At 66.8% G+C, this 23,768-nt stretch carries 22 protein-coding genes; 15 read left to right on the top strand and 7 right to left on the bottom strand.

What is annotated here, in order from left to right:
- Positions 1-327: 327 nt before the first annotated feature.
- The gene (locus KYX69_RS11275) at positions 328-1,779 is read right to left on the bottom strand and encodes a hypothetical protein (protein WP_300497255.1); all 1,452 of its coding nucleotides are present in this window, start codon (positions 1,777-1,779) and stop codon (positions 328-330) included.
- A 277-nt stretch (positions 1,780-2,056) separates the two neighbouring features.
- On the opposite strand from KYX69_RS11275, the gene KYX69_RS11270 reads away from it, so the two are divergent.
- From KYX69_RS11270 to KYX69_RS11240, 7 genes are all read left to right on the top strand, one after another.
- The gene (locus tag KYX69_RS11270) at positions 2,057-2,587 is read left to right on the top strand and encodes a hypothetical protein (protein ID WP_300497252.1); all 531 of its coding nucleotides are present in this window, start codon (positions 2,057-2,059) and stop codon (positions 2,585-2,587) included.
- A gap of 31 nt (positions 2,588-2,618) precedes the next feature.
- The gene (locus KYX69_RS11265) at positions 2,619-4,958 is read left to right on the top strand and encodes a hypothetical protein (protein WP_300497249.1); all 2,340 of its coding nucleotides are present in this window, start codon (positions 2,619-2,621) and stop codon (positions 4,956-4,958) included.
- On the top strand, positions 4,955-6,067 hold the full coding sequence (locus KYX69_RS11260; protein WP_300497246.1) for a TniB family NTP-binding protein: 1,113 nt from the start codon (positions 4,955-4,957) through the stop codon (positions 6,065-6,067). Before KYX69_RS11265 ends, KYX69_RS11260 begins: the two co-directional genes overlap by 4 nt.
- A complete protein-coding gene (locus KYX69_RS11255) occupies positions 6,064-7,821 on the top strand; it encodes a TniQ family protein (protein ID WP_300497243.1) in 1,758 nt (585 codons plus the stop codon). The genes KYX69_RS11260 and KYX69_RS11255 overlap by 4 nt, the downstream gene beginning before the upstream one ends.
- Complete coding sequence (locus tag KYX69_RS11250; protein ID WP_300497240.1) at positions 7,746-9,722, top strand: TniQ family protein; 1,977 nt, start codon at positions 7,746-7,748, stop codon at positions 9,720-9,722. The genes KYX69_RS11255 and KYX69_RS11250 overlap by 76 nt, the downstream gene beginning before the upstream one ends.
- A 162-nt stretch (positions 9,723-9,884) precedes the next feature.
- Positions 9,885-10,295: a septal ring lytic transglycosylase RlpA family protein gene (locus KYX69_RS11245; protein WP_300497238.1), complete on the top strand. Its 411-nt coding sequence runs from the start codon at positions 9,885-9,887 to the stop codon at positions 10,293-10,295.
- Positions 10,296-10,351: 56 nt separating this feature from the next.
- Entirely contained in the window at positions 10,352-10,699 is a 348-nt protein-coding gene (locus KYX69_RS11240) for a hypothetical protein (protein WP_300497235.1), read from the top strand.
- Positions 10,700-10,706: 7 nt separating this feature from the next.
- Here KYX69_RS11240 and KYX69_RS11235 read toward each other — a convergent pair whose 3' ends face one another.
- From KYX69_RS11235 to KYX69_RS11225, 3 genes are all read right to left on the bottom strand, one after another.
- The gene (locus KYX69_RS11235; RefSeq protein WP_300497232.1) at positions 10,707-11,999 is read right to left on the bottom strand and encodes a homoserine dehydrogenase; all 1,293 of its coding nucleotides are present in this window, start codon (positions 11,997-11,999) and stop codon (positions 10,707-10,709) included.
- 95 nt (positions 12,000-12,094) lie between these two features.
- Positions 12,095-13,045 carry a 2-oxoglutarate and iron-dependent oxygenase domain-containing protein gene (locus KYX69_RS11230; RefSeq protein ID WP_300497228.1) on the bottom strand — a complete coding sequence of 317 codons (951 nt, stop codon included), beginning with the start codon at positions 13,043-13,045 and terminating at the stop codon, positions 12,095-12,097.
- A 159-nt stretch (positions 13,046-13,204) separates the two neighbouring features.
- Complete coding sequence (locus tag KYX69_RS11225; RefSeq protein WP_300497226.1) at positions 13,205-13,699, bottom strand: hypothetical protein; 495 nt, start codon at positions 13,697-13,699, stop codon at positions 13,205-13,207.
- Positions 13,700-13,803: 104 nt separating this feature from the next.
- Between KYX69_RS11225 and KYX69_RS11220 the strand changes: the two genes are divergently transcribed.
- The 6 genes from KYX69_RS11220 (at position 13,804) to KYX69_RS11195 (ending at position 17,479) form a co-directional block, all read left to right on the top strand.
- On the top strand, positions 13,804-15,048 hold the full coding sequence (locus tag KYX69_RS11220; protein WP_300497224.1) for a multidrug effflux MFS transporter: 1,245 nt from the start codon (positions 13,804-13,806) through the stop codon (positions 15,046-15,048).
- Between the two features lie 76 nt (positions 15,049-15,124).
- A complete protein-coding gene (locus KYX69_RS11215) occupies positions 15,125-15,466 on the top strand; it encodes a DNA primase (RefSeq protein WP_300497222.1) in 342 nt (113 codons plus the stop codon).
- A 60-nt stretch (positions 15,467-15,526) separates the two neighbouring features.
- Complete coding sequence (locus KYX69_RS11210; RefSeq protein WP_300497220.1) at positions 15,527-16,120, top strand: YdeI family protein; 594 nt, start codon at positions 15,527-15,529, stop codon at positions 16,118-16,120.
- Between the two features lie 60 nt (positions 16,121-16,180).
- Complete coding sequence (locus KYX69_RS11205; protein ID WP_300497218.1) at positions 16,181-16,597, top strand: biopolymer transporter ExbD; 417 nt, start codon at positions 16,181-16,183, stop codon at positions 16,595-16,597.
- Between the two features lie 46 nt (positions 16,598-16,643).
- The gene (locus tag KYX69_RS11200; protein ID WP_300497215.1) at positions 16,644-17,036 is read left to right on the top strand and encodes a thioesterase family protein; all 393 of its coding nucleotides are present in this window, start codon (positions 16,644-16,646) and stop codon (positions 17,034-17,036) included.
- Between the two features lie 56 nt (positions 17,037-17,092).
- Entirely contained in the window at positions 17,093-17,479 is a 387-nt protein-coding gene (locus KYX69_RS11195) for a hypothetical protein (protein WP_300497214.1), read from the top strand.
- Between the two features lie 10 nt (positions 17,480-17,489).
- Here KYX69_RS11195 and ppc read toward each other — a convergent pair whose 3' ends face one another.
- Positions 17,490-20,165 (bottom strand): phosphoenolpyruvate carboxylase, encoded by a 2,676-nt coding sequence (ppc, locus tag KYX69_RS11190; RefSeq protein WP_300497213.1) that lies wholly within the window; start codon positions 20,163-20,165, stop codon positions 17,490-17,492.
- Between the two features lie 173 nt (positions 20,166-20,338).
- Here ppc and glpX point away from each other — a divergent pair, with 173 nt between their 5' ends.
- Entirely contained in the window at positions 20,339-21,307 is a 969-nt protein-coding gene (gene glpX / locus KYX69_RS11185; protein ID WP_300497210.1) for a class II fructose-bisphosphatase, read from the top strand.
- Entirely contained in the window at positions 21,307-22,050 is a 744-nt protein-coding gene (locus KYX69_RS11180; RefSeq protein ID WP_300497208.1) for a CPBP family intramembrane glutamic endopeptidase, read from the top strand. The genes glpX and KYX69_RS11180 overlap by 1 nt, the downstream gene beginning before the upstream one ends.
- On the opposite strand, the gene KYX69_RS11175 is transcribed toward KYX69_RS11180, so the two are convergent.
- The gene (locus KYX69_RS11175) at positions 22,022-22,792 is read right to left on the bottom strand and encodes an ABC transporter permease (protein ID WP_300497205.1); all 771 of its coding nucleotides are present in this window, start codon (positions 22,790-22,792) and stop codon (positions 22,022-22,024) included. The genes KYX69_RS11180 and KYX69_RS11175 overlap by 29 nt on opposite strands.
- The gene (locus tag KYX69_RS11170; RefSeq protein ID WP_300497203.1) at positions 22,789-23,727 is read right to left on the bottom strand and encodes an ABC transporter ATP-binding protein; all 939 of its coding nucleotides are present in this window, start codon (positions 23,725-23,727) and stop codon (positions 22,789-22,791) included. The genes KYX69_RS11175 and KYX69_RS11170 overlap by 4 nt, the downstream gene beginning before the upstream one ends.
- Positions 23,728-23,768 lie beyond the last annotated feature (41 nt).

Below are 23,768 nucleotides of genomic sequence, written 5' to 3'. Positions count from 1 at the left end.
GCGGCTTCGGCCACGGGACAGTTTTCATGCAGGCGCGAGACGACTGGGCCTGCCTCTAAGTCTTGGATCACCCGCTCGAGGTCGAGGCGCGGATCGGGCCGGTCAGGTTCGATACGCTGTTCGGCGTGCTGCGCGTCGAACTGGATCCGTCCCCATCCACTTCGCGATGTTCGCGGAGTTGGAGGCCGACGCACGGTTATCCGATCTGCGGGTCCTCGGTTCCCGGCGTCACGTCAGGTCCAAGCCCTCCCGTGCCGAACGCGATGGTCCTCTTGCTCGGACCGCGCGCTGGTTCATTCGGGGCATCCGTTCCGGCCCTTCGGGCCGTCAGGTGTTCGTCTCGACGTCGACCACGATCGGCACGCCGTGTTCAGCGGACAGCCGCATCGCGCGTCGCGCAAGCTCTATGAAGGTAGAGTCCCGGGCGGCGGGATCGGCGACAGTCACGGTCATGTGCCACGCGCCGTCACGACGTCGACCGATGCGCACGGCGTGCGCGCCGCCCGGCGTATGCGTGGCGGCGAGCGCCTCGAGTTCCCTGCGGACCTCGCGCTCCTCGCTCGTCGATGCCGATGCGGCGGCGTCCGGGTGTCCGCCTTCGCTCGCTTCGTCCCAGGGCCCGGTCTCCCGTAGCTTCGACGTGTCGAACGGGAGGACTGCCGCCCAAGCGTCGGCCGGCACACGCTGGTCGACCATCTCCTCGATGCATTCCCCGAGTATTTCCTGGATCGAATACATCGGCTGCACCGCGGTCGTCCTGGGATTGAACGGCTTGCGCCGGTCGGCACGCCTCGCCAGGTCGAGACTGCCGAGGCGCATCCCGAGCAGCCGGCGCGCCGGACCGCCTTGCTGCAGGAACACGTCGCGGCGTTCCACGACCTCGTGGCCGGCGGCGAGCAGCGCGTCCACCATCCCCGACCATCGCCGCGCGAATGTCGTGGCGATGACGAGCCTCGGCTTCGGTCCCGACGGGAGGTCACCGTGGAAGCCCGCTCGACCCGGTCGGGCCAGCCGCCGCGAGACCTCTTCCAGCGCGAGGATGAGTCCGTGGGGCGACGGTGGACCGGCAAGTGCGGCGGCGCCGAGCGCGCTTCCCGACCAAAGGTCGATCGCAAGGGTCACGGTGGGCTGCAGTCCGTCCTCCTGAGCCACCAGCCCCTTGATGGCGACATGGTCGATCACGAGCGTCTCGCCGAGGCGCTCGGCCACCACGTCCTCCTCCAGCGGCTGCCCGGGGGTGCTCAGCGTCAAGGTGCCGGGCACCGGGCGAGCGGACCGGATTACACGCTCGTGAAAGGCTCGCAGCGCCGTGTCAGTCGGCAGTTCGCCCGGGCCCTTCCAGGTCCGCCGCACGTGCGCGATGACCCTGCCCGTTGCGGCGAGCGGATCGGTGCGAAGGAGTTCCGCGATGGACGCGGTGATCGCCTTGGCCGTCTCACCGGCCGCGAGCCGCGTCGGCCGTTCCGCACCGAGGCTCTGATGCGGCACCAGGGAAAAGGGCGACCGGTCGTTCGCGCGCCAGTGCGACAAGAGTTGGTAGAAGCGGGCGATGGCCACGCCCGCCGCCTTCGCTGCCTTGAGCGCGTCGACCGTGGTCGGCGTGTCGAGCCGGTCATAGTCGCGCAGCGCGCATAGCCGACGCAGCACGATGTCCTGCTTCGCGACCGGCAGCATCCGCCATTCCATCTGGCTAAGGAATTCCTCGTCCTTCAACAGGGCCTCGATGCTGCGGACGCGCGCGATGATCGCGCGCGCGGCGTCCATTGACGACGGCGTCATGCCGGTTTCTCTTGATGGTGGTCAACTGCGGGTGCACGCCGCTCGCTTGACTTAGGCATTACACAACCTAACTTAGACGCAAATTCACGGAATTAGGTGTTTGTGTGGCGGTTTCCATTGCGATGCGGCGTTCGGACGGGTGGCTGGCGTGAGGCGCCGCCGGGTTGGTTCGAACGGACCTGTGCGCGAGGTGCGCCGGCGCGCGGCGTCGTGCACGACGGGCAGCGTTCCCGTGCCTCTGGCCGGCCCGCCGCTTCACGGCGAGGGTCGGCTGGACGTGAACCTGCACATCGTCGTGTCGGTCCTGCCGTGGGTGCGCGAGTATCAGCCGCAGCCCCTCCGCCTGCCGATCGAGGTCGGCGGCAGGCGTTCTTTCTATACACCTGACGGTCGCCTGCTCGGCTTGGCGCGGCCGCTCTGCATCGAGGTCAAACCGCTCGCGAAGCTGCGCGAGTCACCGGACCTCGACGGGCGCAAGGGCGCGATCGAGCGCGCGCTCGGCGCGCTCGGCGAGGACTTCGTCATCTGGACCGAGGAGGACATCGAGGCCGAGCCGCTCTTCCCGAACGCGAAGCTCGTCTGGTCCAATGCCCAGAACGCCACCTCGGCCGGAGTGGTGGAGGCCTGCGCGGCGCTTCGAGGCTGCGCCTTCTCGGCGATGGGCGAGGTCGTCGATCTGCTTGGGGGCGGCCGCGAGGGCTGGCGGATGGCCTTGGCGCTCATCGGCCTGAAGGTCCTGGCCGTCGATCTCGCGCGCCACATCGACGGCGAGGCGGCAGTCCGCCTCGGGACGCGCGGCTGGATTTGAAGGACGGAAGATGGCGCAGACGACATTCAGGATGGCGAAGGGCGACACGATCGCGATGCCGGACGGCGTCGCGGGGCGGATGCTGTGGCGTGTCGAGAGGCGACTGCGGGACGGCTACCTCACCTCTTCCTTGAACGGTCAGCCTGACAAGGTCTGGTCGCATGACCATATATACGCCGCCTGGTGCGACCACCGCATGGAGCACTGGCCGGCGGACCTGTCGCGTATCGACGAGGCACTCGCCGAGATGCTGCAGACGGATTTCGACCGCTGGCCGCTCTCGAAGCGGTTCGAGGCGCAGTGCCGCGAGACATACGTCACCCGTGTCGACGAACTCCGAGCCGAAGGGGTCGGCAAATACAAGGCCTATAGGCGCGCCGCCGACGAGATCACCGCCGAGAAGGCGAACGAATGGGAACTTCGGCGCGCCACGATAGACGCCGCCGAAACGGCGGCGGCGCCGAAGCGGCGGAAGGTGCGCTCCAACGTCCTCGCCGAGGCGCCGGTCCCGACGTTCGCGCTGGGCGAGAGCGCCGTCAAGAAATGGTGGCTGCTGTGGGACAAGGCGGGCCGGGACGTCCGCGCCCTGCTCGCGCGCGACCACCTGCGCGGCGACCACCGGCCCCGGTTCGAGGATCGTCGCGGCGAGCAGGCCAGCGACGCCGACGTGCGCTGCGTCTACGGCGCGATGGAGTGGGCCGGCCGCGCGGTCTATATGGGTCGATCCGACGAGCAGGCCGACGACGAGAAGCCGGGCGTCACGCTGACGTCGACGAAGAAGTATGCCTACGACCGGATGAGGGAGAAGCTCGAACCGCTCAAGCTGCCGACCGTCTCGATCACCACCTTCAACAAGTTCCTCCGCGACCGCTACGACGCCTTCGACGAATACCGCGCCCGCTTCGGGCCGCGGATGGCGTATCTTAAGTTCCACATCTTCCAGCGGCGCCCCCTGCCCGAGCGCGCGATGGAGGAGGTCGAGGTCGACCATTGCCTGCTCGACGTGTTCGTCATGGACAGCCACGGTCGCGTCGCCCGTCCGTGGCTGACCGTCCTGATCTGCCGGGCGACCAAGATGATCGTCGGCATCCACATCGGCTTCGACCCGCCGAGCGGGGAGACGCTGGCCCGCGCCGTCCTGCACGCCATTCTGCCGAAGGTCCTGACGGGCATCGGCACGGAGAACGACTGGCCGTGCATGGGCGGCTTCGACATGCTCATCACCGACCGCGGCCTCGAGTTCTTAAGCGAGGCGTTCCAGCGTGCGGGCAACGCGCTCAAATTCGCCATCGTCAATCTGCCGGGCAGGGCCCCGTGGTTGAAGGCGACCGTCGAGCGCTTCTTCGGGACGCTGGGCGTCCGAGTGATGTCCCGACTGGAGGGCTCGACGCGCGCGAAGGCGGCCGACTGGTATGATCCGCAGGCGCGGGCCCGTTACGGCCTCGGCGAGCTGACCGGCATGATCGTCCGGTGGATCGTCGACGACTATCATGAGCAGGAACACGCCACGCTGGGCACGTCGCCGCGCGCGCGGTGGCGGGAGCTCGCTGAGAACGCGCTAGACGGCGGCGTTCGCGTGCCGCCGCCGTTCAAGAACGTGTTCCGCATGCTTGGCGAGGGCGGCATCACTAGGGTGATTGGCAATACGGGCATCCTGTTCGAGAACAATCACTACGTCAGTCCGGAACTCGAGGCCTACCGCAGGACGCACGAGGGCGGGAAGCCGGTCGAGGTCATCGCCGAGTATTACGACCGCAGCTTCATCTGGGTGAACCTCGGCGGGGATTGGCGCCAGGTGCCGGCGACCAACGCGGCGGCGCTGAAGGGACGGAGCCGCTACGCGAACCGGGTCATCAACCGGCTCGCCCGCAAGCTCACGCCGAAGGGTGAGGAGGTCACCGAGGACACATTGGAGCGGGCCCGCCTGCAGTGCGAGGAGGAGGCGCGCACGCTCAACGGCCGGCGGGCGCTGCGCTTCCTGTCGGTCGGCGCGCTCGCCACGGACGTGGCCGGGAACAACGGCAGGCTGGCCGTTCTCGCCAACGGCCTGGAGATGCCGGCCGGCGCCGGCGCTCCGGCGACCGGGGATGCCGCGGCCGCAGGGGCCGGGATCCCGGCCCACCCCGGTGCGGCGGGCGGCGCGGTCGCCGCCGGCGGTGCCGCACCCCTCGACGGCGACATGGATGCGGATGGCGTGAAGGGCGCGCCGCAACTCGAACTCGTCGGTGCCATGCCTGCGGCCGATGGCGTCCTCTGCGATGGCGGCGCCGTGCCCCCGGCTGGCGCGGCTGAAGAACCTGCGCCGCCCAGGAAGCAGGATCTGCAGGCCATCCTGTCGGGATTGGCCCGCGCGAAGAAGGTGTTGCGATGACCGACCAGCCCATCGACCTGAACCCCGCGATGGACGCCGTCGCGGACCTCGAGCTCACCATCGTCACGCACCGCATGTTCGACGACGCGGTCGAGGCGATGTCGGTGCTGCACGCAAGGGCACTGCACCGGCGCGACGGCAAGCGCCTCCGGGCGCGCGGCATGCTGCTTCTGGGTTCGGCCGGTGCCGGGAAGACGACGGTCGTCCAGCATTTCCTCAACATCCACCAGTCCCAGGAGACCGACGACGGGATCGTGATGCCCGTCGCGGTGGTCGAGATCCCGCCGGCCCCGACGCTGCGCGCGGTCGTCGACGCGATCTACTCGTCGCTCGGCTACCGGGCGGAGAAGTCGCTGTCCGCCGAGGACATCATCAAGGATCTCATGGGCAAGGTCGACCTGCTGGGCGTGGCCACGATGCTGCTCGACGAATCGCACCACATCCTCGCGTCTCGCCAAGCGGCCGATGTCACCGAGTTCATCAAGTCGCTGCTTAACAGGCTCGGCTGCAGCTTGATCTTCTCCGGCCTTCACGAGCTCGCTGACCTGCGTGGCTCGCTGCAGCTGAGCCGCCGCCTTTTCCCCGACGTCGTCCTCCGCCCTTACAACTTCGGCAACGTCGCCGATCGCCTCGAGTTCATGTCCTTCCTCGCCGCAGTCGAGGAGAACACGATGAAGCACCTGCAGTCCTCGATATCGCACCAGGACGTCGCCCGGCGCCTATACGCCGCGTCGGGAGGACTCATCGGCATCGTCACGAAATACCTGTCGCACGCGCTCCTGCTGGCCAACCTGCGCGGTCTGGGACGGATCGACCTGGACCTCCTCGCCGACATCGACGCTTCCTGGTCGGGCGCGTCGGTCGCGCCCGACGACATTGCGTTCGACAAGGACATCGAGTTCGACGAGGGAGCGGACATCGCCGCCATGCTGGCGGCGGCGGGACGCGCGCGGATCGATGCGGCCACAAACCCGTTCAAATGCCCGCAGGACCGCCTGCGCGGCATACTCGAGCAGCGGATCGCCCAGCAGCTGGTCGAGCCGCCGCGGCGTCGGCTCGACCGCCGCATGAAGGGTGCCGGGGCGGACCCTCAGAGCGCGCTTAAGTGACGATCCCCCTGCGTCTTCGCACGCGGCCGCAGGAACCTGGCCACGGCGCCCTTCTCAGGCTCTCCGCCCGGAACGGGCGGCACGTCGTGACGTCATTCGCGACCTCGCTCGGCGTCCAGCTCCGCGACGCCTTGGCCGGTCGCGACGCCGCGCGGATCGCCGAGCTTTCCGGCCTCTCGCCTACCGCAGTGGCCTGGTGGTCCCCGGTGGTGTCGGCGCCGGACCGCTTGGTGACGATCGCGGGAGAGGAGCTGTCGCTGGGCGACTGGTCGATCGCCCGGCGTCGGCACTGCCCGGAATGCCTCCTTGCGGACGTGGGAGAGGCGCAGCGTCTCGGGTTGGCGGGTGACTGGTTGGCGAGCCATCGTTCGATCTGGGACGTCCGCTCCATCGCGGCGTGCCCCGAGCATGGCGTGGCGCTCGTCGATGCCTGCCACGCATGTTCCGCGCCATTGGGGTGGCGCGATGCCCGTCGGCTCGCGTGCCCGAATTGCCGCGCGGACCTGACTGTGCCTTCCACGCCGCTCGACGACCCGCTCGGCCGATACGTCGCCGCGCGGCTGGGCGTCGGGCATTTCGAGCGCCCGGCCGTGCTGGAGGATTTGCCGCTTCGCCACGCTGTTCGGATGTGCGGTAAGCTGGGGCGCGCAGGGCTCGACGCAGCACCGGAGAACAGCACGGCCGGCGTTCCCGCGCTGGAGTTCTCCGTGGAGGGCTTCCGCCGTGCCGCAGCCGGTGCCGCGGGACTGGACGACGTCCTCGACCGTCTGCTCGCCCGGCGCGCCGGCGACGCGGCCGACGGTCTGGGCGGCGCCTATGGCTGGCTCCACGATGAATGGCTCGGGACCGACGATCCCACGACGGCGGCATACCGGCACGTCCTGCGCGATCACGCCGTGGCGAACGGCGTGATCGCCGCTGATGAGGAGCGCTTGGGTGCGAGTCCGGCGCCCACGATCAACCTGACCCAGGCGGCCGCCGGCGCCGGCGTCGCCATCGAGCGCATGCGGCGGATGCTGGACGACGCGGGCGCCATCCCTCCTGGCTCCCGCCGGGGCGTCCCGTTCGCGCTCGATCCGGGCGTCGTCGCGCTGGCTGGCAGGCGCAAGGGCGCGATCCGCCGTGCGGCGAAGGAGGTGCTCGGCGTCGGCCGATCGGCGCTGATGGGGTTGGCCGAGGCCGGCCTGGTGGACCTGTCCGACGAGGAGGGCTTCCGCGCATCTGCCCAGAGGCTGATGGCTGCGGTCGGCAGGCAGCTGTGCGCCGGGTCGGCTCCTGGCAGAACGTCTTCCCTACCCGTGGCGACCGTCGCCGCGTCCGTTCCCATGAGCCGGGTGGTCGAGGTCCTGCTGCAGGGCTGCATCCCGGCGTGGCAGGATGGCGACGGCAAGGGTCTCGCCGCGGTCGTCGTTCGCACGGCCGACCTTTGTCCCTTGCGCGTGAGGCCGGACGGCTACACGGGCGCCGCGGCGGCGCAGTCGCTGGGGCTGCACCCGGAGTGCGTCCGCGCGCTGATCCGCGACGGCACGCTTGTCCGGGGCGCCGACAGCCTGATAGCCGGACCGGACCTTGAGGCGTTCAGGTCGGCCTACGTGGTCGGCGGCGAACTAGCGCGGGAATGGGGGCTGTCGCCGGCCAGACTGGTCGCCGAACTCGCCGACGCGGGCATCCGCCCGGCGTGGCCCCTAGCCACGCATCGGCAGGCGATCTTCCGCCGTTCGGACCTGCCGGGGCCGGTCGGAACGGTGCATTGACCGAGGATGCGGCTTCCGACGCATGGGCGCGGTTTCCCGATGTCCGCCCCGCGCCTCGAAGGGTCGGACATCGCGATTGCGAGACCGCGATGTCCGTCCTCGTCAGGCTGTCGCTCGCCAACGGCATGCGGGACGTCGGGCATCTGCTCCGGTCGACTCCGCACCTGAGGATAAAGCAGGTTCTCAACCGCGAAACGAGGATCGAAGTCGCGGCCCGCCTGAGCGGCTTCGACGCGTCTGGCATCGATGCGGCTACCCCGACGCGGATGACCGGCGGCCAGATGTCCGTGGCCGGCGTCGCCTTCAGTCGCCGCGGCACCCTGCCCGGCCGGACCTGCCCCGCCTGCATCGGGAAGGACCTGCAGGCCTTCTCGTCGGAGCGCATCGATCTCCGCGCCTACCGTCGCGGATGGTGGCAGGTGCCGTCTATATCGACCTGCCCGACGCACGGGGTCGGTCTCGTGGCGGCGTGCGGCGGATGCGGCCACGCTCTCGACGAGCGCGTTCCGGTTGGGAGGTGCCGCTGCGGTGCGGCGCGCCTTCCAGACACCGCCGTCGCGCGCGACGCGTGCCGGCACGACGCTTGGCTGCTGGGACGGCTGGGATTCGCCCCGGTAATCGTGCATCGGCAACTGGACGCGATGCCGCCGGACGTCGCGGCGGAGCTGTGCCGCATCCTGGGGAGTTCGGCGATGGACGAGAGGGCCGGCAGTGGTCGTCAAACCGACGCTGCTCGCCTGGCTGAGGCCCGCTCGCTGGGTTGGCGGATACTGCTCGCCGGGGATGCGGAGCTCGAGCGGGTCCTCGACGAAATCGTCGTCCGCAACCGGTCGCGAGGCAGCGTCTGCAACACCGGCTACGGCGGTCTCCACCGCTTCCTGACCTTGAACACGGACCCGGCGCTGGAGCCCGTGCGGGACCAGGTGCTCGCCCACGCGCGCTCGAACGTCGGACTAAGCGGCGCGCGAGCGCGGCTCTTCGGTCGGGCCGTGGTCGACGGTGAGCGGCTTTCGCTCACGCAGGCTGCGAAGATCGTGGGCGTCGCCGAGTCTCTCCTCGCCAACATTCTCGTCGCGCTGGATCCCGACTTCCAGCTCGCGCCGTCGGGCCCAACCTTGCTCGATCGCGTGCAACTCCTGGGTGCCAAGGATGCGGTTCAGGGGACGATGAGATCGACCGAGATGAAGGCAGTGCTGGGCTTCGACCGGCATATGATGGGACTGGCGATCGAACGGGGCTCTTTGCGTTGCCTCATCCCACCCGCTCCGGGGCATTTCGGCCTTGTGTGGCGCAACGACGTCGGGCGGATCGCGCGGCTGTTCGATCGCGTGCCTGTCGTCCCGACGGCCGGGCTGCTCGCGCCGGCGCCGTTCGCAAAGGCGGGCGGCGTCGCGGGGGCCGAGGTCATGGTCGGCGTGGTCGAAGGCAGATTGCTGCCCGCCGGCCGGCGCCAGGACGTGGCGGGCTTTCAGGGGCTGCTGTTCGATCCGGCGTCCGCATCCGAGCTATGGCCGGTGCTGCGGGGCGAGATGCCTCGGCGCCGCCTTGCGGAGGCCTTGGGTTGGATGCCGCAGACCATCTCCGAACTTCAGCGTCGGAGGCTGTTGAAGGCCGAAGGGTTCGAGGCGGTGAGGATGGACGCGGTGAAGTCCTTCCGGTCCCGCTACGCGTCGGCCGAGGAGGCGCGTGGCTGGCTGGAAAGCCCGCCACGGGGGACGGGGCCGATGCATGCCCTGCTGCGCGCTGTGTGCGGGCAGCCCGTCGTCACAGGCAAGGGCGTCACTGCGTTCTGGCCTAGGTTCTCGATGGCCGCTAAGCTGCGTCCGTTGATGAGGGCTGGCGCGAATATCCATGCAATCGGTTTCGGATCTCGGGATTATCCACGCAATCGGCATTCCTAGACACGCAATCCGTGTCGGAGGATCACGCGAAAGTCACGTTTTTGGTGGATCCCTATCCACGCAATCGGTTTAGTCCAGAAGAATCCAAACAGCGCGGCGCTGGACGGATTGCCGTTCGGCGCCGCGTCTGTTTCACCCCCGGACCGAAAGGGGCCGGGGACAATGCGTTCGATCATCGCTGTCATGATGTTGACCGCTGCTGCGCCTGTCGCAGCGCAGGACGCCGCGCCTGCCCCCGCTGCCTCCGGCACCGCCACTGTCCTCGCCAGCGGCATGGCGAGCTATTATGGTGACGCGCACGCCGGCAACCGCACCGCCAGCGGTGAGCGCTTCAACCCCAGCGACATGACCGCTGCGCATCGCAGCCTGCCCTTCGGCACCAAGTTGCGCGTGACCGATCCGTCGACCGGACGCAGCGTGATCGTTCGCGTCAACGACCGCGGGCCCTTCCACAAGAGCCGCATTCTCGACCTGTCCGAAGCCGCCGCGCGCGAGCTGGGCATCGTCCGCCGCGGTCGCGCGCTGGTCGAGATCGCGCTGGCGGACGCTGCTGAGGCAACCGCAACCAACTGATTCCCGTTTCGGGCATGTAAGGGCCATGCTATCGTCGCACCGGGAGGTTCGACGCCATGTCCCTGTTGCTGCTTGCCCTCGCTTTCCAGTCCGGTGCCGATGACTCGCTGCTGCGCATCCATCGCGAAAAGACACGCGCCGCCATTCCCTGCGAAAAGACCGCCGACCCCGATGAGGTGACGATCTGCGCGCTGCGTGATGCGGACAAAAAATATCGCGTCCCGTTCGTCACAGCCCGCGCGGAGGATAATCGCCCCGCACAGACAGAGCGGGTGCTGGAGGACACGATGTTTCAGTGCGGCGTATCCGGCCCGTTCCTTGCCCAGTGCAAGGGGATGGTGGGCGTGACCGTGGGTGTCGGATTTGACGGCAAGGTGGTGCGCAAACGCGAACCAGCACCCTAAGACGTTCTCACTCGCCCAGAATATGCATCCACATCGGTTCGCCCGCGAGGCTCTGTGAGCCGCGCAGCTTTTCCAGCGCCTGCGCGACGCAGCGCTCCGGCCCCTCATGCGTCACGATCGCGAGCAGCACGCTGCCATCGGCCATCGCGCCACGCTGAATCAGCGATTCGATCGACACACCGGCATCGCGCATCGCCGCCGCGATCTCGGCGAGGACGCCAACCTTGTCGGGTACGGTGAAGCGCAGATAGGCGCGGCCCCGACGTTCCCCGCTCGGCGCGGCGGGTTCCTTGGCGAGGCTGGCAGCGGGCATGGCGTAGGGCGGGCCAAATTCGGTGCGGGCAATGTCGATCAGGTCGGCGACCACGGCGCTAGCGGTGGGGCCATCTCCGGCTCCCGCGCCCTGGAACAACAGGCGGCCCACAAAATTGCCCTCGGCCACCACCGCATTGGTCGCACCGGTGACGTGCGCGAGCGGATGGGCGAGCGGGACGAGGTGCGGGTGGACGCGCTGGAACAACCCGTCGCCATTGAGGTCCGCGATCCCGAGCAGGCGCACACGATATCCCAGCGCCGCCGCCTCGGCGATATCGGCGGCGAGCAGGTTGCGGATGCCGTGGATCGCCACATCGCCAAACGCCGGCTGGGTGCCGAAGGCAAGGCTGGCGAGGATCGACAGCTTGTGCGCGGCATCCACGCCGTCGATGTCAAAGCTCGGGTCCGCCTCGGCAAAGCCCTTGGCCTGCGCCTCGGCCAGCACCTCGGCAAAGTCGCGGCCCTCCGCCTCCATCTTCGACAGGATAAAATTGCAGGTGCCGTTGAGGATGCCATAGACGCGGTCGATTACATTCGCCGCGGCACCCTCGCGTAGCCCCTTGATCACCGGCACGCCGCCCGCGACCGCGGCCTCGAACTTCATCGGCGTGTCGGCCTGTTCGGCGACATGGGCGAGTTCGAGGCCGTGGTGCGCGATCATCGCCTTATTGGCCGTGACCAACCCCTTCCCCGCCGCCAGCGTCGCGCGGGCGAGCGCCAGTGCCGGGCCGTCCGACCCGCCGATAAGCTCGACCACGACATCGGCGCGCGGATGCTGCGCCAGCTCGCGCATGTCATCGACCCAGTCGAACCGGGTGATGTCGACGCCGCGATCCTTGGACCGGTCGCGCGCTGAGACTGCGACGATCTCAATCGGTCGGCCTGCGCGGCGTGCAATCAGGTCGGCATTGGCGTCGATCAGACGAATGACGCCCGCGCCCACCGTGCCAAGGCCAGCCAGTGCAACGCGGAGCGGTTCGGTCATGTCTTCATCCCTGTAAGCGGCAACGGCCCGGGCATCGCCCGAGCCGACTGTTCCGCCCATACTCCCGGGCCTTACCGGGAGGGGAGATATTTTTTCTATTTCTTCGTCAGCCCGATCTCGGCCAGTCGTTCGGCCAGATAGTCGTGCGCGGTGATCGGCGGCTCACGCTCGGGATTCTCTGCGGTCACCGTCTGCGGCAGCGCCTTGATCAGGAAATCGGGCGCGGGGTGGAGGAAGAAGGGCATCGAATAGCGCGAATGACCGCGCCGCTCGACCGGCGGGTTGACCACGCGATGCGTGGTCGAGGGAAGGACATGGTTGGTCAGCCGCTGCAGCATATCGCCGACATTGACCACCATCGCGCCTTCGGGCGGCTTGACCGGCAGCCATTCGCCATCCTTGTCGAGCAGCTCCAGACCCGCTTCCTCAGCACCGAGCAACAGGGTGATGAGGTTGATGTCCTCATGCGCGCCCGCGCGCACGTTCGGCGCATCCTCGGTGACCGGCGGATAGTGCAGCAGACGCAGCACCGAATTACCGTCCTTCACGGCATGATCGAACCAGTCGGGCGCGAGGCCGAGATGCACGGCGATCGCCGAGAGCAGCTTGTCGCCGGCCGTGTCGAATGCCGCGAACAGCTCGATAAAGGTCTCGCGGAAGCCTGCGGGCTGGTCGGGCCAGATGTTCGGGGCCATCAGTTCCGAAAAGCGGTGCCCCGCCGCCAGCTCGCGACCGATATGCCAGAATTCCTTGAGGTCAACATGGGTGGCGCCCTTGGCGATCTCGGTCTTGAACGGGGTATAGCCGCGCGCGCCGCCACCGCCCGCGACAAAATAGCTGCGCTTCACATCCTCGGGCAGGTCGAAAAACGCCTTGGTCATCGCCCAGGCGCGGTCGATCCGGTCCTGCGGGATGCCGTGATCGGACACCATCGCAAAGCCGAACCGCTCGAACGATCCACCCAATGCGGCGGCAAATCCCTGCGGGTCACTGGCCTGATCGGCGAGGCTGACGAGCGGGACTTCGGCGAGAATGGTATCGGGCATTGCAAAGCGACTCCGGGAAACGAATCTCCCTCAAATAGTCGCCTTGATCAGACTCGAACAGGGGCGGGAAATTCCGGATGGAAAAGCGCGGGAGAGGCGCGGTGCCATGCACCCCTCCCGCTGCGCCGTCCGCCTACGCGTGGACGACGGATTAGTGGATCAGTTTCCGGAAACCGTCAGCGTGCCACGGCTCTTTGCATCGCCGGTGCCGTCGATCTTGAGCGTGTAGGGGCTGCCCGACTTGGTCTTGCCGGTCAGTTCGTCACGATTGCCGGTGACGGTAAAGCCGGCGCCCTCCATCTGCTCGCGGAACCAGTCGCGCACCCGCGCGGCATCGGCCGGAGCATCGAACGTCACATTGACGCCGCCCGACTTGGTGCCGTCCTGCCGATCGTCGATGTTGAGGCTGGAGACGGTCGCGCCCGGGTAGAGCTTGACGCCGTCGATCTCAAAATTCTCTGCACTGATGTTGAACTTGGGCAGCTTGATCGAGCCTTCAAAGCCCGGTGCCTTGACCGACACCTTGCCGTCCTTGTCGGCCTGGGCGGTGACCGATCCATTGTCGCCCTGGATCGAGATGCTGGTCCCCTCACCATCCCCGCCACAGGCGGCGAGCGCGGCCGCGACCGGAAGCACAAGCCAGATTGGTTTCATCGCAAAACTCCAAGCGTGTTATTTGAACAATACACTATCGCGCTTTTGTGCACAGGTCAAATCCCGGGGGTGACGCGTTGGTTGCAATGCGGCATGGGCCGCGCATGGACGCGCTTACCCAGTCTGCCGAGGCCAAGACGCCGGAAAATCGGTCGCCAATCCCGATGGGCGAGTTTGTCGCGCTGATCGCGTCGATCATGGCGCTGACCGCGCTCGGCATCGATTCGATGCTGCCGGCCCTGCCCGCGATCGCCGACCAATTGGGAGTGAGCGAGCCGAACCACCGGCAATATGTGATCACCGCCTTCATGCTGGGCTTCGCCGTCGCGCAGCTGGTCCACGGGCCGCTGGCCGACCGCTTCGGGCGCAAGCCGGTGATCGGCGTCGCGCTGGCATTCTATGTCGTGACGAACCTGGTCGCAGCGAGCGCTAACAGCTTCGAACTGCTGCTGGTGGCGCGTGCTGCGAGTGGCGCGGCGGTTGCGGCCGGCCGCGTCGTCACGGTGGCGCTGGTGCGCGACTGTTTTCAGGGGCGCGCGATGGCGCGGGTGATGAGCCTCGCGTTCATGACCTTCATGGTCGTGCCCGTGCTCGCGCCCGCATGGGGCCAGTTGATGGTGATGCTGTTCGATTCGTGGCGGATCATCTTCGCGGGGATTGGCACGATCGCCGCCATCGTGCTGGCCTGGTTCCTGATTCGCATGCCCGAAACGCTGGACCCAGCCTCGGTTAATCGGCTCGACCTCAAGGAAATCTGGCGCGGCTACCGCATCATGTTCCGCGACCGCTGGGCCGTGGGCTATACCTTTGCCAGTTGCGCCATTTCCGGCTGCTTCTTCGCATTCATCGGTTCGATCCAGCAAATCGTCTATGACGTGTTCAAGCGGCCCGAGCTGCTGACCGTGGTGTTTGCATCGATCGCCGGGCTGATGGCGGCAAGCGCCTTTGCCAATTCGCGGCTGGTGATGCGGTTCGGGATGCGCTTCCTGTCACACTTCGCCATCGTCGCGACCACGCTGCTCGCGGCAATCCACCTCGCGATCATCCTGTTTTACGGGGAAACGCTGTGGATTTTCATCGTGCTGCAGGCGCCGATGATGGCCGCGATGGGCCTCGCCAACTCGAACTTCTCCGCCATGGCGATGGAGAATATGGGCGAGATCGCCGGGCGCGCGTCGAGCCTTCAGGGATTCATCGCCACGCTTGGTGCGGCTGTCCTGGGAGCGGTAATCGGCCAGGCCTTCGATGGGACGACCGTGCCGCTCTATATCGGCTTCACCACGCTGGGCCTGACGGCGCTGGTCATCGTGTTCGTCACCGAGCGCGGCAAATTGTTTCGCCGCAGCTGACGCCGTCCGTCGCACCGCACGGAACCAGCCGCCCCGCCCACCGTTCGCGCCTTCAGTTGAATGCAAGGAGACGGCAATGGGTGGTCACCAGGTGCAAGGTCATGGAACCGGCGATGACGGCTATGACGAAGACGGCTATGACGAAAGCCAGCGCGCGGAGATTCTGGAAGCAACGGTCGGCGGCCCCGGCAACGGCACGCTGCTGACCGATCTTGCGCCAGATCTCGGTGCGGAGATCGATGCGGATGAAGACGAAGATGCGGTCCTGCTGGCAGCGGACGACGTGGCGGATGAAGCCATTGGCGACCCCGACGAAGATGAAGACGCGATCGAGGATTCGCTGCAGGAGGACTTCGAGGACGGCGAGATCGACGACGACGATATCGATGATTCCGAGGCCATAACACTGAACCCGTAACACCGGCCGATTGACAGAGCGCGGGTCACGACCGACCGTGGCGTGGAGAGGAGCCGCGCCATGGCCACGGACCCGCGCATTGACGCCTATATCGACCGACAGGCCGACTTAGCCCGACCGATCCTGACCTGGCTGCGCGCACGCGTCCACGCCGCCTGTACGGAGGTCGATGAAAGCATCAAATGGGGCATGCCGTTCTTTTCATATGGTGGCCGCCCGCTTGCCAACATGGCCGCGTTCAAAGCCCATGCCGGCTTTGGTTTCTGGAACCGCGACCAGACGGCGACCGGGAAAGAGGGTGAAGCGATGGGCCAATACGGCCGGATCACATCGCTCACAGATTTTCCCGACGCGGCGGCGATGGAGGCGCAGATCCGCTCCGTCATCGCACTGATCGAGTCGGGCGTGGTGCCGCGACGGGCCGCCACAGTGCCCAAGGCCGAAGCCGAAATTCCCGCTGCTCTTGCCAAAGCGCTGGTGCGTGATCCTGCAGCCGTCGCCGCGTTTGATGCCTTTCCACTAAGCTGTCGCCGCGAATATTGCGAGTGGATCGCCGAAGCAAAGCGCGACGCGACACGCGACAAGCGCGTGGCCGAGGCAATCGCGTGGATTCGCGACGGCAAGCGCCGCAACTGGAAGTATGAGCGCGGTTAATCGTTGCGCTCGGCCCCGCTTGTGGCATGATACATCATCACGTTATGTGAGGAGGTATCGATGCCCCGTGCTCTTGCCTATCGCCGCGCTGCGGATGCCGAACCGTTCAGCGCGCTCAACATCACCCCGCTGATCGACGTCATGTTGGTACTGCTGATCATGCTGATCGTCACCATCCCGAGCATGACCCACAAGGTGCCAGTCGACCTGCCGCAGGGCGACAGCGTTACCCCACCGGGCCTACCGCATCGGCTCGACATCACCGCCGACGGTTCGTTGCTTTGGGACGGCGCCCGGATGACGGACGCGCAATTGCCTGGGCGACTGGCAGCCGGGGTTGCGGCCGACCGCGCGTTGCTGATCCAGACCGACGAAGCCACACGCTATGCGCGGTTCGACGACGTGCTGGCCCAGGTGAAGCGCGCGGGTGTCACCAAGCTGGCTTTTGTCGGTAACGAACGGATGAAGATCGACTGATCCAACGCCTGTTTGCAGCGCGGCGAAGTTACCGTAAACGTCAATGATGCCCCGTTTCACCAAGACGATCACCGCCGCGCCCGAGGACATAGACGAGCTTGGCCATGTCAACAATGCGGTGTGGGTTCGCTGGATTCAGGACGTGGCGGTTTCACACTGGGCTGCGGTCGCCGCACCCGAGCATCGCGACGCCTATGTCTGGGTCGTGACGCGGCATGAGATCGACTATCGCGGCAATGTGAGTGTTGGCGAGACGGTGACGGCCGAAACCTGGGTGCCCGATCCGCCAAAGGGCGCGCGGTTCGACCGCCATATGCGCTTCACCGATGCCGATGGCCGGGTGAAGGTCGAGGCGGTATCGACCTGGGCGATGCTCGATCGCGCCACCGGGCGACTCGTGCGCGTGCGACCGGAGATTGCGGCACCATTCCTCGATTAATCTGCAGTTCAGGTAAAACGGTGTCCGCTGCGTTCTACTCAATCCGGAGAGTCGATATGCGCTACGCCCTAATTGCTCTTCCCCTCGTCGCTCTTTCCGCGCCCGTTACGGCGCAGAACCTTGTCGGCCCGACCCATACCGGAAATGCCGATGCGGGCATGTATGGCATTCCGCCGACGCCGGTTTCACCCTTTCTGGCTCCCCAGCGCGTTCGTACCGGCGATGCGCCGATGGAACGCCTCGTGTCGAACGAAGTGGTGCTCGATCGAAAGGGGTATCGTATTGGCAAGATCGAGACGGTCGCCGCAGACGGCGTCGTGATCCGTCACAGCCGGGGCGCAACTAAAGTGCCGCTGGACTCGATCGGCATCGACAGCTGGGGCGTGCTGCGCATGAACGTCTCGGCACGCCAGTTTTTGGCTAAGGCCAGCGCGGACTCCTGATCGAGACCGCTTAGCCGCTGTTGCGCAGCGCGGTCGCGATCGCGTTGATCGACAGCAGGATGCCCTGTTCGATCTTCGGATCGGTCTCGCCCGCGCGATGGCGCTTGAGCAACTCGACCTGCAGCAGGTTGAGCGGCTCGATATAGGGTAGCCGCAGCTTGATCGACGTTTCCAGCGCGGCGTGCTTTTCGAGCAGCCGCGTCTGGCGGGTCACTTCGAGCAGCTGGTCATGCGTCGTGCGCCAGCCATCGCGGATATCGCCGAAAATGCCGTCAGCAAGCGCGCGGTCCTCGACCAAGGCGGCGTAGCGCTCGGCAATGCCCATGTCGGACTTGGCCAGCACCATTTCCATGTTCGCCAGCGTCGAGGCGAAGAGCGGCCAGCCCGCCGCCATCTCGCGCAGCAGACCGCGGTCGGGGAAGGCCGCCAGCGCCTGTCCGACGCCATACCAGCCGGGCAGCATGACCCGCGCTTGCGCCCAGCTGAACACCCATGGAATCGCGCGCAAATCCTCGATCGCGTCGCTCTTCTTGCGGCTCGCCGGGCGGCTGCCGATCTTGAGGCCGGCGATTTCGGCGATCGGGGTGAGCTGGCGGAAGAAGGTGGTGAAACCGTCGGTGCCATAGACGAGGCCGCGATAGGCTTTGAACGCAGTGGTCGAGAGCTCTTCCATCGCGGCTTCGAACCGCGCGGCGTCGGCATCCGACAGCCGTTGCGGCTCAAGGCTGGCCAGCAGAGTCGCTGATGCCATCGCCTCCAAATTGGTCTGTGCGCTCTCGCGGGTCCCGTATTTGGCGGCGATCACCTCGCCTTGTTCGGTGATACGGATACGGCCCTGCACCGTGCCGGGCGGCTGCGCCTGGATCGCCGCGAAGGACGATCCGCCGCCACGCCCGACCGCGCCGCCACGGCCGTGGAACAGCTGCATGCCGATCCCGGCCTCCTCGAACACCGGGCGCAGCGCGGTCGATCCCTTGCTCAGCCCCCAGGTCGAGGTGAGGTAACCGCCATCCTTGTTCGAATCGGAATAGCCGATCATCACTTCCTGATGGCCACGCGCGGTGGCGATCGCCGCGACCTCGGGCAGCGCGAACCAGGCGCGCATGATGTCGGGACCGGCTTCGAGATCGCCGATCGTCTCGAACAGCGGCACCGCCATGATATGCGCCTGCGCCGGTTCGCCCGGAATGTAGAGCCCGGCTTCCTTGAGCAGGACATGGACTTCGAGCAGGTCGGACACCGACTGCGCCATCGACACGATATACTGGCTGATCGCCGCGCGGCCGTAGCGGGCGTGGACCTCGGCAGCGGCATTGACGATTGCGAGTTCCGAGGCTGTTTCGTCGGAATAGTCGGCGTAGCGGCTGGTCAGCGGGCGCGGGCTCGCCAGTTCGCGGCGGAGAACCGCGATGCGCGCGTCTTCGTCGAGCGCGGTGTAATCGGCCTCGACCCCGGCAACCTTGAGCAGTTCGGCGACCACGCGCTCATGCACCGCGCTGTTCTGGCGCATATCGAGTGTGGCGAGGTGGAAGCCGAAGATATCGACCGCGCGGATCAGTCGCCCGAGCGACCCGCTCGACGCCAGCGTCTCGCCACCCTGCGCGGCCAGCCCCTTGGCGATGGCCGACAGATCGGCGCGGAACGCCGCCGGGTCGGGATAACGCTCGCCCTTCAGCGCGCCGGGACGCGACGGCGCTTTGCCGGTGAGATCGCGATAGGTGGCGGCGAGGCGGGCATAGATGCCGGAGATCGCCCGCCGATAAGGCTCATCGCTGCGGCTCGCGGCATCGTCGCCGCTGGCGTCGGCAAGCGCCTGCACCCCGGCGTCGATCTGCGCATGATGCGCCGAAATCGAAATCTCCGCGCCCAGCGCGTGGACCGCGTCGAGATAATAGGTCAGCACCGTCTCGGCCGAGCGCGCCATGGTGAGGCGCATCGAATCGGCGGTAACGAACGGATTGCCGTCGCGGTCGCCGCCGATCCAGTTACCGGGGCGCAGGAAGGCCGGCACGCGGCTGCCCAGCGCGCGGTCCCACCGGGCATAGAGCGCGGGCAGGGTCGGCAGGAACACGTCGCGCAGATAGGACAGCGCATTTTCGATCTCATCGGCGACGTAGAGCCGCTCGAACCGCAACACGCGGGTCTGCCACAGCAGCGCGACCTGCCGCACGATCGCCTCATCGACCAGATCGCCGTCCTGCGTTTCGGTGACGCCCTGATCCTTTTTCCGCATCAGTTCTGCGATGCGGTTGCGGTGGTCGAGCATCGACTTGCGCCGCACCTCGGTCGGGTGCGCGGTCAGCACCGGCGCGACGAGCGCATCGGCAAGTAGTTCGGCGATCCGATCCCGCCCGATGCCATGTTCCTTGAGCTTGGCCACCGCATGCTCGATGTCCGCGCCCGGCTCCGCCGCAATGCCCTGACGGTCCTCGGCCAGGTTGGCGAGCATCGAAAACAGCATGAAGCTGCGTACGAAATCGAGCGTTTCGTCGAGGCTGAGGCTATCGAGGCCCGGGTCGATCGAGTCCGCGCCCGCAATTCCGCGATGCCGGTCGACCGACGCCGACCGGATATATTCGATCCGCCGGAACAGCGCCTCGCCGCCATAGGCACGGATCACGTCGCCAAGGACGCGGCCAAGGAAACGGACATCGGGATTGTTGGTGATCGGGGGTGCACTGGCCATGTCGCGCGTGCTGCACTGCAAGATGGATCGCGTCAACGAGTCCGTAACGCCAGTTACCAATCGCACGCCAATGTGAATTTTGCGCGCGATGACAGCGTTGGCGGGCATCGACAAGCCTGCCTCGCACTCCTATCGCCGCCATCATCCAAGGCAGAACAGGATCCGCCAGCCCCATGCAAACCGCCAGCCAGGTTCTCGACCGCGTTCTCGTCCTCGAAATGGTCCGTGTGACCGAAGCCGCCGCCATCGCCGCGTCGACGCTGACCGGTCGCGGCGACGAAAAGGCCGCCGATGCCGCCGCGGTGGAGGCGATGCGCGCTTCGCTCAACGAGCTGTACATGGATGGCACCGTCGTGATCGGCGAGGGTGAGCGCGATGAAGCGCCGATGCTGTATATCGGTGAGAAGGTCGGATCGGCGCCGGGCAAGGGGCCGAAGATCGACATTGCGCTCGATCCGCTGGAGGGCACCACGATCTGCGCCAAGGCTGGTCCCAATAGCCTCGCCGTCCTCGCCATTGCCGAGGAGGGCAATCTGCTCAACGCCCCCGACGTGTATATGGACAAGATCGCGGTCGGCCCGGGCTATCCGCCGGACGTGATCGACCTCGACAAATCGGTCACCGACAATATCTGCGCGATCGCCGCCGCCAAGGGCGTGGAGCCGCGCGAGATCATCGCATGCGTGCTCGACCGCCCGCGCCATGAAAAGCTGATCGCGGAGCTGCGCGCGCTAGGCTGCGGCGTGGTGCTGATCGGCGATGGCGACGTCGCTGGCGTCATCGCAACGACCGATCCCGACACGACGATCGACGTCTATATGGGCCAGGGCGGCGCGCCCGAGGGTGTGCTCGCTTGCGCCGCGCTGCGCTGCGTTGGTGGGCAGTTCAAGGGCCGGTTACTGTTCCGCAACGAGGATGAGCGCAGCCGTGCGCGCAAATGGGGCATCACCGACCTCGACAAGCAATATGACCTGTCGGAACTGGCCAAGGGCGACTGCATCTTCGCCGCGACGGGCGTGACCGACGGGTCGCTGCTGCAGGGCGTGAAGCGGAAGAAGGGCAAGATGACGACCGAGAGCGTCGTGATGCGCGCCAGCAGCGGCACGGTGCGCTGGGTCAAGGGCGAGCATCGCATCGATTGATGGGCGTCGCGCTCTTCGACGCCGTCCTGCTCATCGCGCTGATCGGCGCGTATCTCTGGTATATTCGTGGCGACCGCAGCGGGCGGGCGCCCGTCGACCGGATCACCAGTTATCGCCGCTGGATGCTCCGGGCGCCGCTTGCGTTCGGGGCGAGTGCGCTGGTCGCGCTGCTGCTCACCGGCCGTTGGGATGCGTTCGCGGTACTGCCGCCCGAATTTGCGCCGCTGATCCCCGGCGCGCGGCGGCTCGCGGGGTTCGGCGACAATGTCGTGCATCTCAAGGTTGCAGTGCTGGCGGGATTTGCGGCCGGGGCAGTGATTGGGCTGGGCATCGCTTGGTGGCGCGCGCATCGCGGTCAGCGGCAGCTGATGTCGGGAAAGTTCGCTGCGTTGCTTCCGCGCACGGCCGGCGAGACCGGCTGGACCGCCGCGCTCGGGGTCACGGCTGGCGTGGTCGAGGAGCTATTCTTCCGCCTTGCCCTGCCGCTGTTCGCGGCGCTGGTCACGGGCGATGCGCTGCTCGGCATGGCGCTCGCCACGGCATTGTTCGCCTATGCGCACCGCTATCAGGGTTGGGCGGGTGTCGCGGCATCAGCACTCGTCGGCGTGACGGTTGCGATCCTTTACCTTGCCACCGGCCAGCTATGGTTCGCGATGCTGGTCCACGCGCTGCTCAACCTCAACGCGCTGGTGCTGCGGCCGCTGCTGGTGCCCGTCAGTTCTTCAGCCGCCAGCCGCTCTTGAAGATCCAGCCGATCACCGCGAGGCAGACGATCAGGAACGCGGCGGTGAAGCCCAGGCTCACGCCAATCGCGACATCGCCCTTGTCGAAGAATGCCCAGCGAAAGCCGCTGACCAGATAGACGACCGGGTTGGCGAGGCTCACCGTGCGCCACGGCTCGGGCAGCATGTTGATCGTGTAAAATGCGCCGCCCAGGAAGGTCAGGGGCGTGACGATCAGCGCCGGGACGAACGACAATTGCTCAAACCCCTTGGCCCAGATCCCGATGATGAAGCCCAGCATCGAAAAGGTGACTGCGGTCAGCACCAGCATCGTCAGCATCATGAACGGATGCGCGATCGGCACATCGACGAACGCCATCGCGGTGAACAGGATGATCAGGCCGATCGCGATCGACTTGGTCGCCGCCGCGCCGACATAGCCTATCACCATCTCCCACGCCGTCACCGGCGCGGACAGCAGCTCGTACACGGTGCCGGTGAACTTGGGAAAGTAGATGCCGATCGACGCGTTCGAGATCGACAGCTGCAACAGGTTCATCATGATCAGGCCGGGCACGATGAAGCTGCCGTACGAGACCCCGTCCAGCTCCTGCATCCGCGACCCGATCGCACCGCCGAATACGACGAAGTAGAGTGCGGTCGTGATGACCGGCGTGACCAGGCTCTGCCACAGGGTGCGCAGCGCGCGCGCCATTTCGAAGCGATAGATCGCCCAGACGCCGTGATGGTTGAATCCCTTCACGCCGCTTCCTCCCGCTTGGCCGCCACAAGGTCGACGAAAATGTCCTCAAGGCTCGACTTGGATGTGTCGAGATCCTTGAACGCGATGCCCAGCTCGCCGAGCTTGCGCAGCAGCGAGGGGATCCCAGTCCGCTCCGCCTGCGCATCGAAGGTGTAGCGCAGCCGCGTCCCTTCATCGGTCAGCGTCAGCTGCCATTCGGCAAGTTCGGGCGGGATCACCGTCATCGTCTCGACCAGCGACAGGTCGAGTTCGCGCTTGCCGAGCTTCTTCATCAGCACGGCCTTGTCCTCGACCAGCAGCAATTCACCCCTGTTGATCACCCCCACCCGGTCGGCCATCTCCTCGGCCTCTTCGATATAGTGGGTGGTCAGGATGATCGTCACGCCGCGTTCACGCAGGCGGTGGACCAGCTTCCACATGTCGCGGCGCAGTTCGACATCGACGCCGGCGGTCGGTTCGTCGAGGAACAGGATGTCGGGCTCGTGCGCCAGCGCCTTGGCGATCAGCACGCGGCGCTTCATTCCGCCCGACAGCTCCATGATCTTGGAATTGCGCTTGTCCCACAGCGACAGGTCCTTCAGCACCTGTTCGATGTGCGCGTCATTGGCGGGGCGACCGAACAGGCGGCGGCTGTAGCGGGTGGTCGCCAGCACGGTTTCGAACATGTCGACCGACAATTCCTGCGGCACCAGCCCGATCATCATGCGCGCGGCGCGGGCGTCGGCGATCGCGTCGTGCCCGCCGACGCTGATCGTTCCGGACGAGGGCGTCACGATGCCGCAGATGATGCTGATCAGCGTCGTCTTGCCCGCGCCGTTCGGACCGAGCAGCGCGAAAATCTCGCCCTTGTTGATGTCGAGATCGACCGCGCCGAGCGCCCGATGCCCGGAGGCATAGGTTTTGCTGACGGCCCGAACGGAAAGAATGGGTTGCATGCATGGCCCCCTGCATGTGGAGGCCGCCATCTAGGGATGGG

It is taken from the genome of Sphingomonas sp., assembly GCF_030145815.1.
Taxonomy (GTDB): domain Bacteria; phylum Pseudomonadota; class Alphaproteobacteria; order Sphingomonadales; family Sphingomonadaceae; genus Sphingomonas.
The sequence above is the reverse complement of the archived record's forward strand: the minus strand, read 5'-3'. Positions and strand labels throughout refer to the sequence as shown.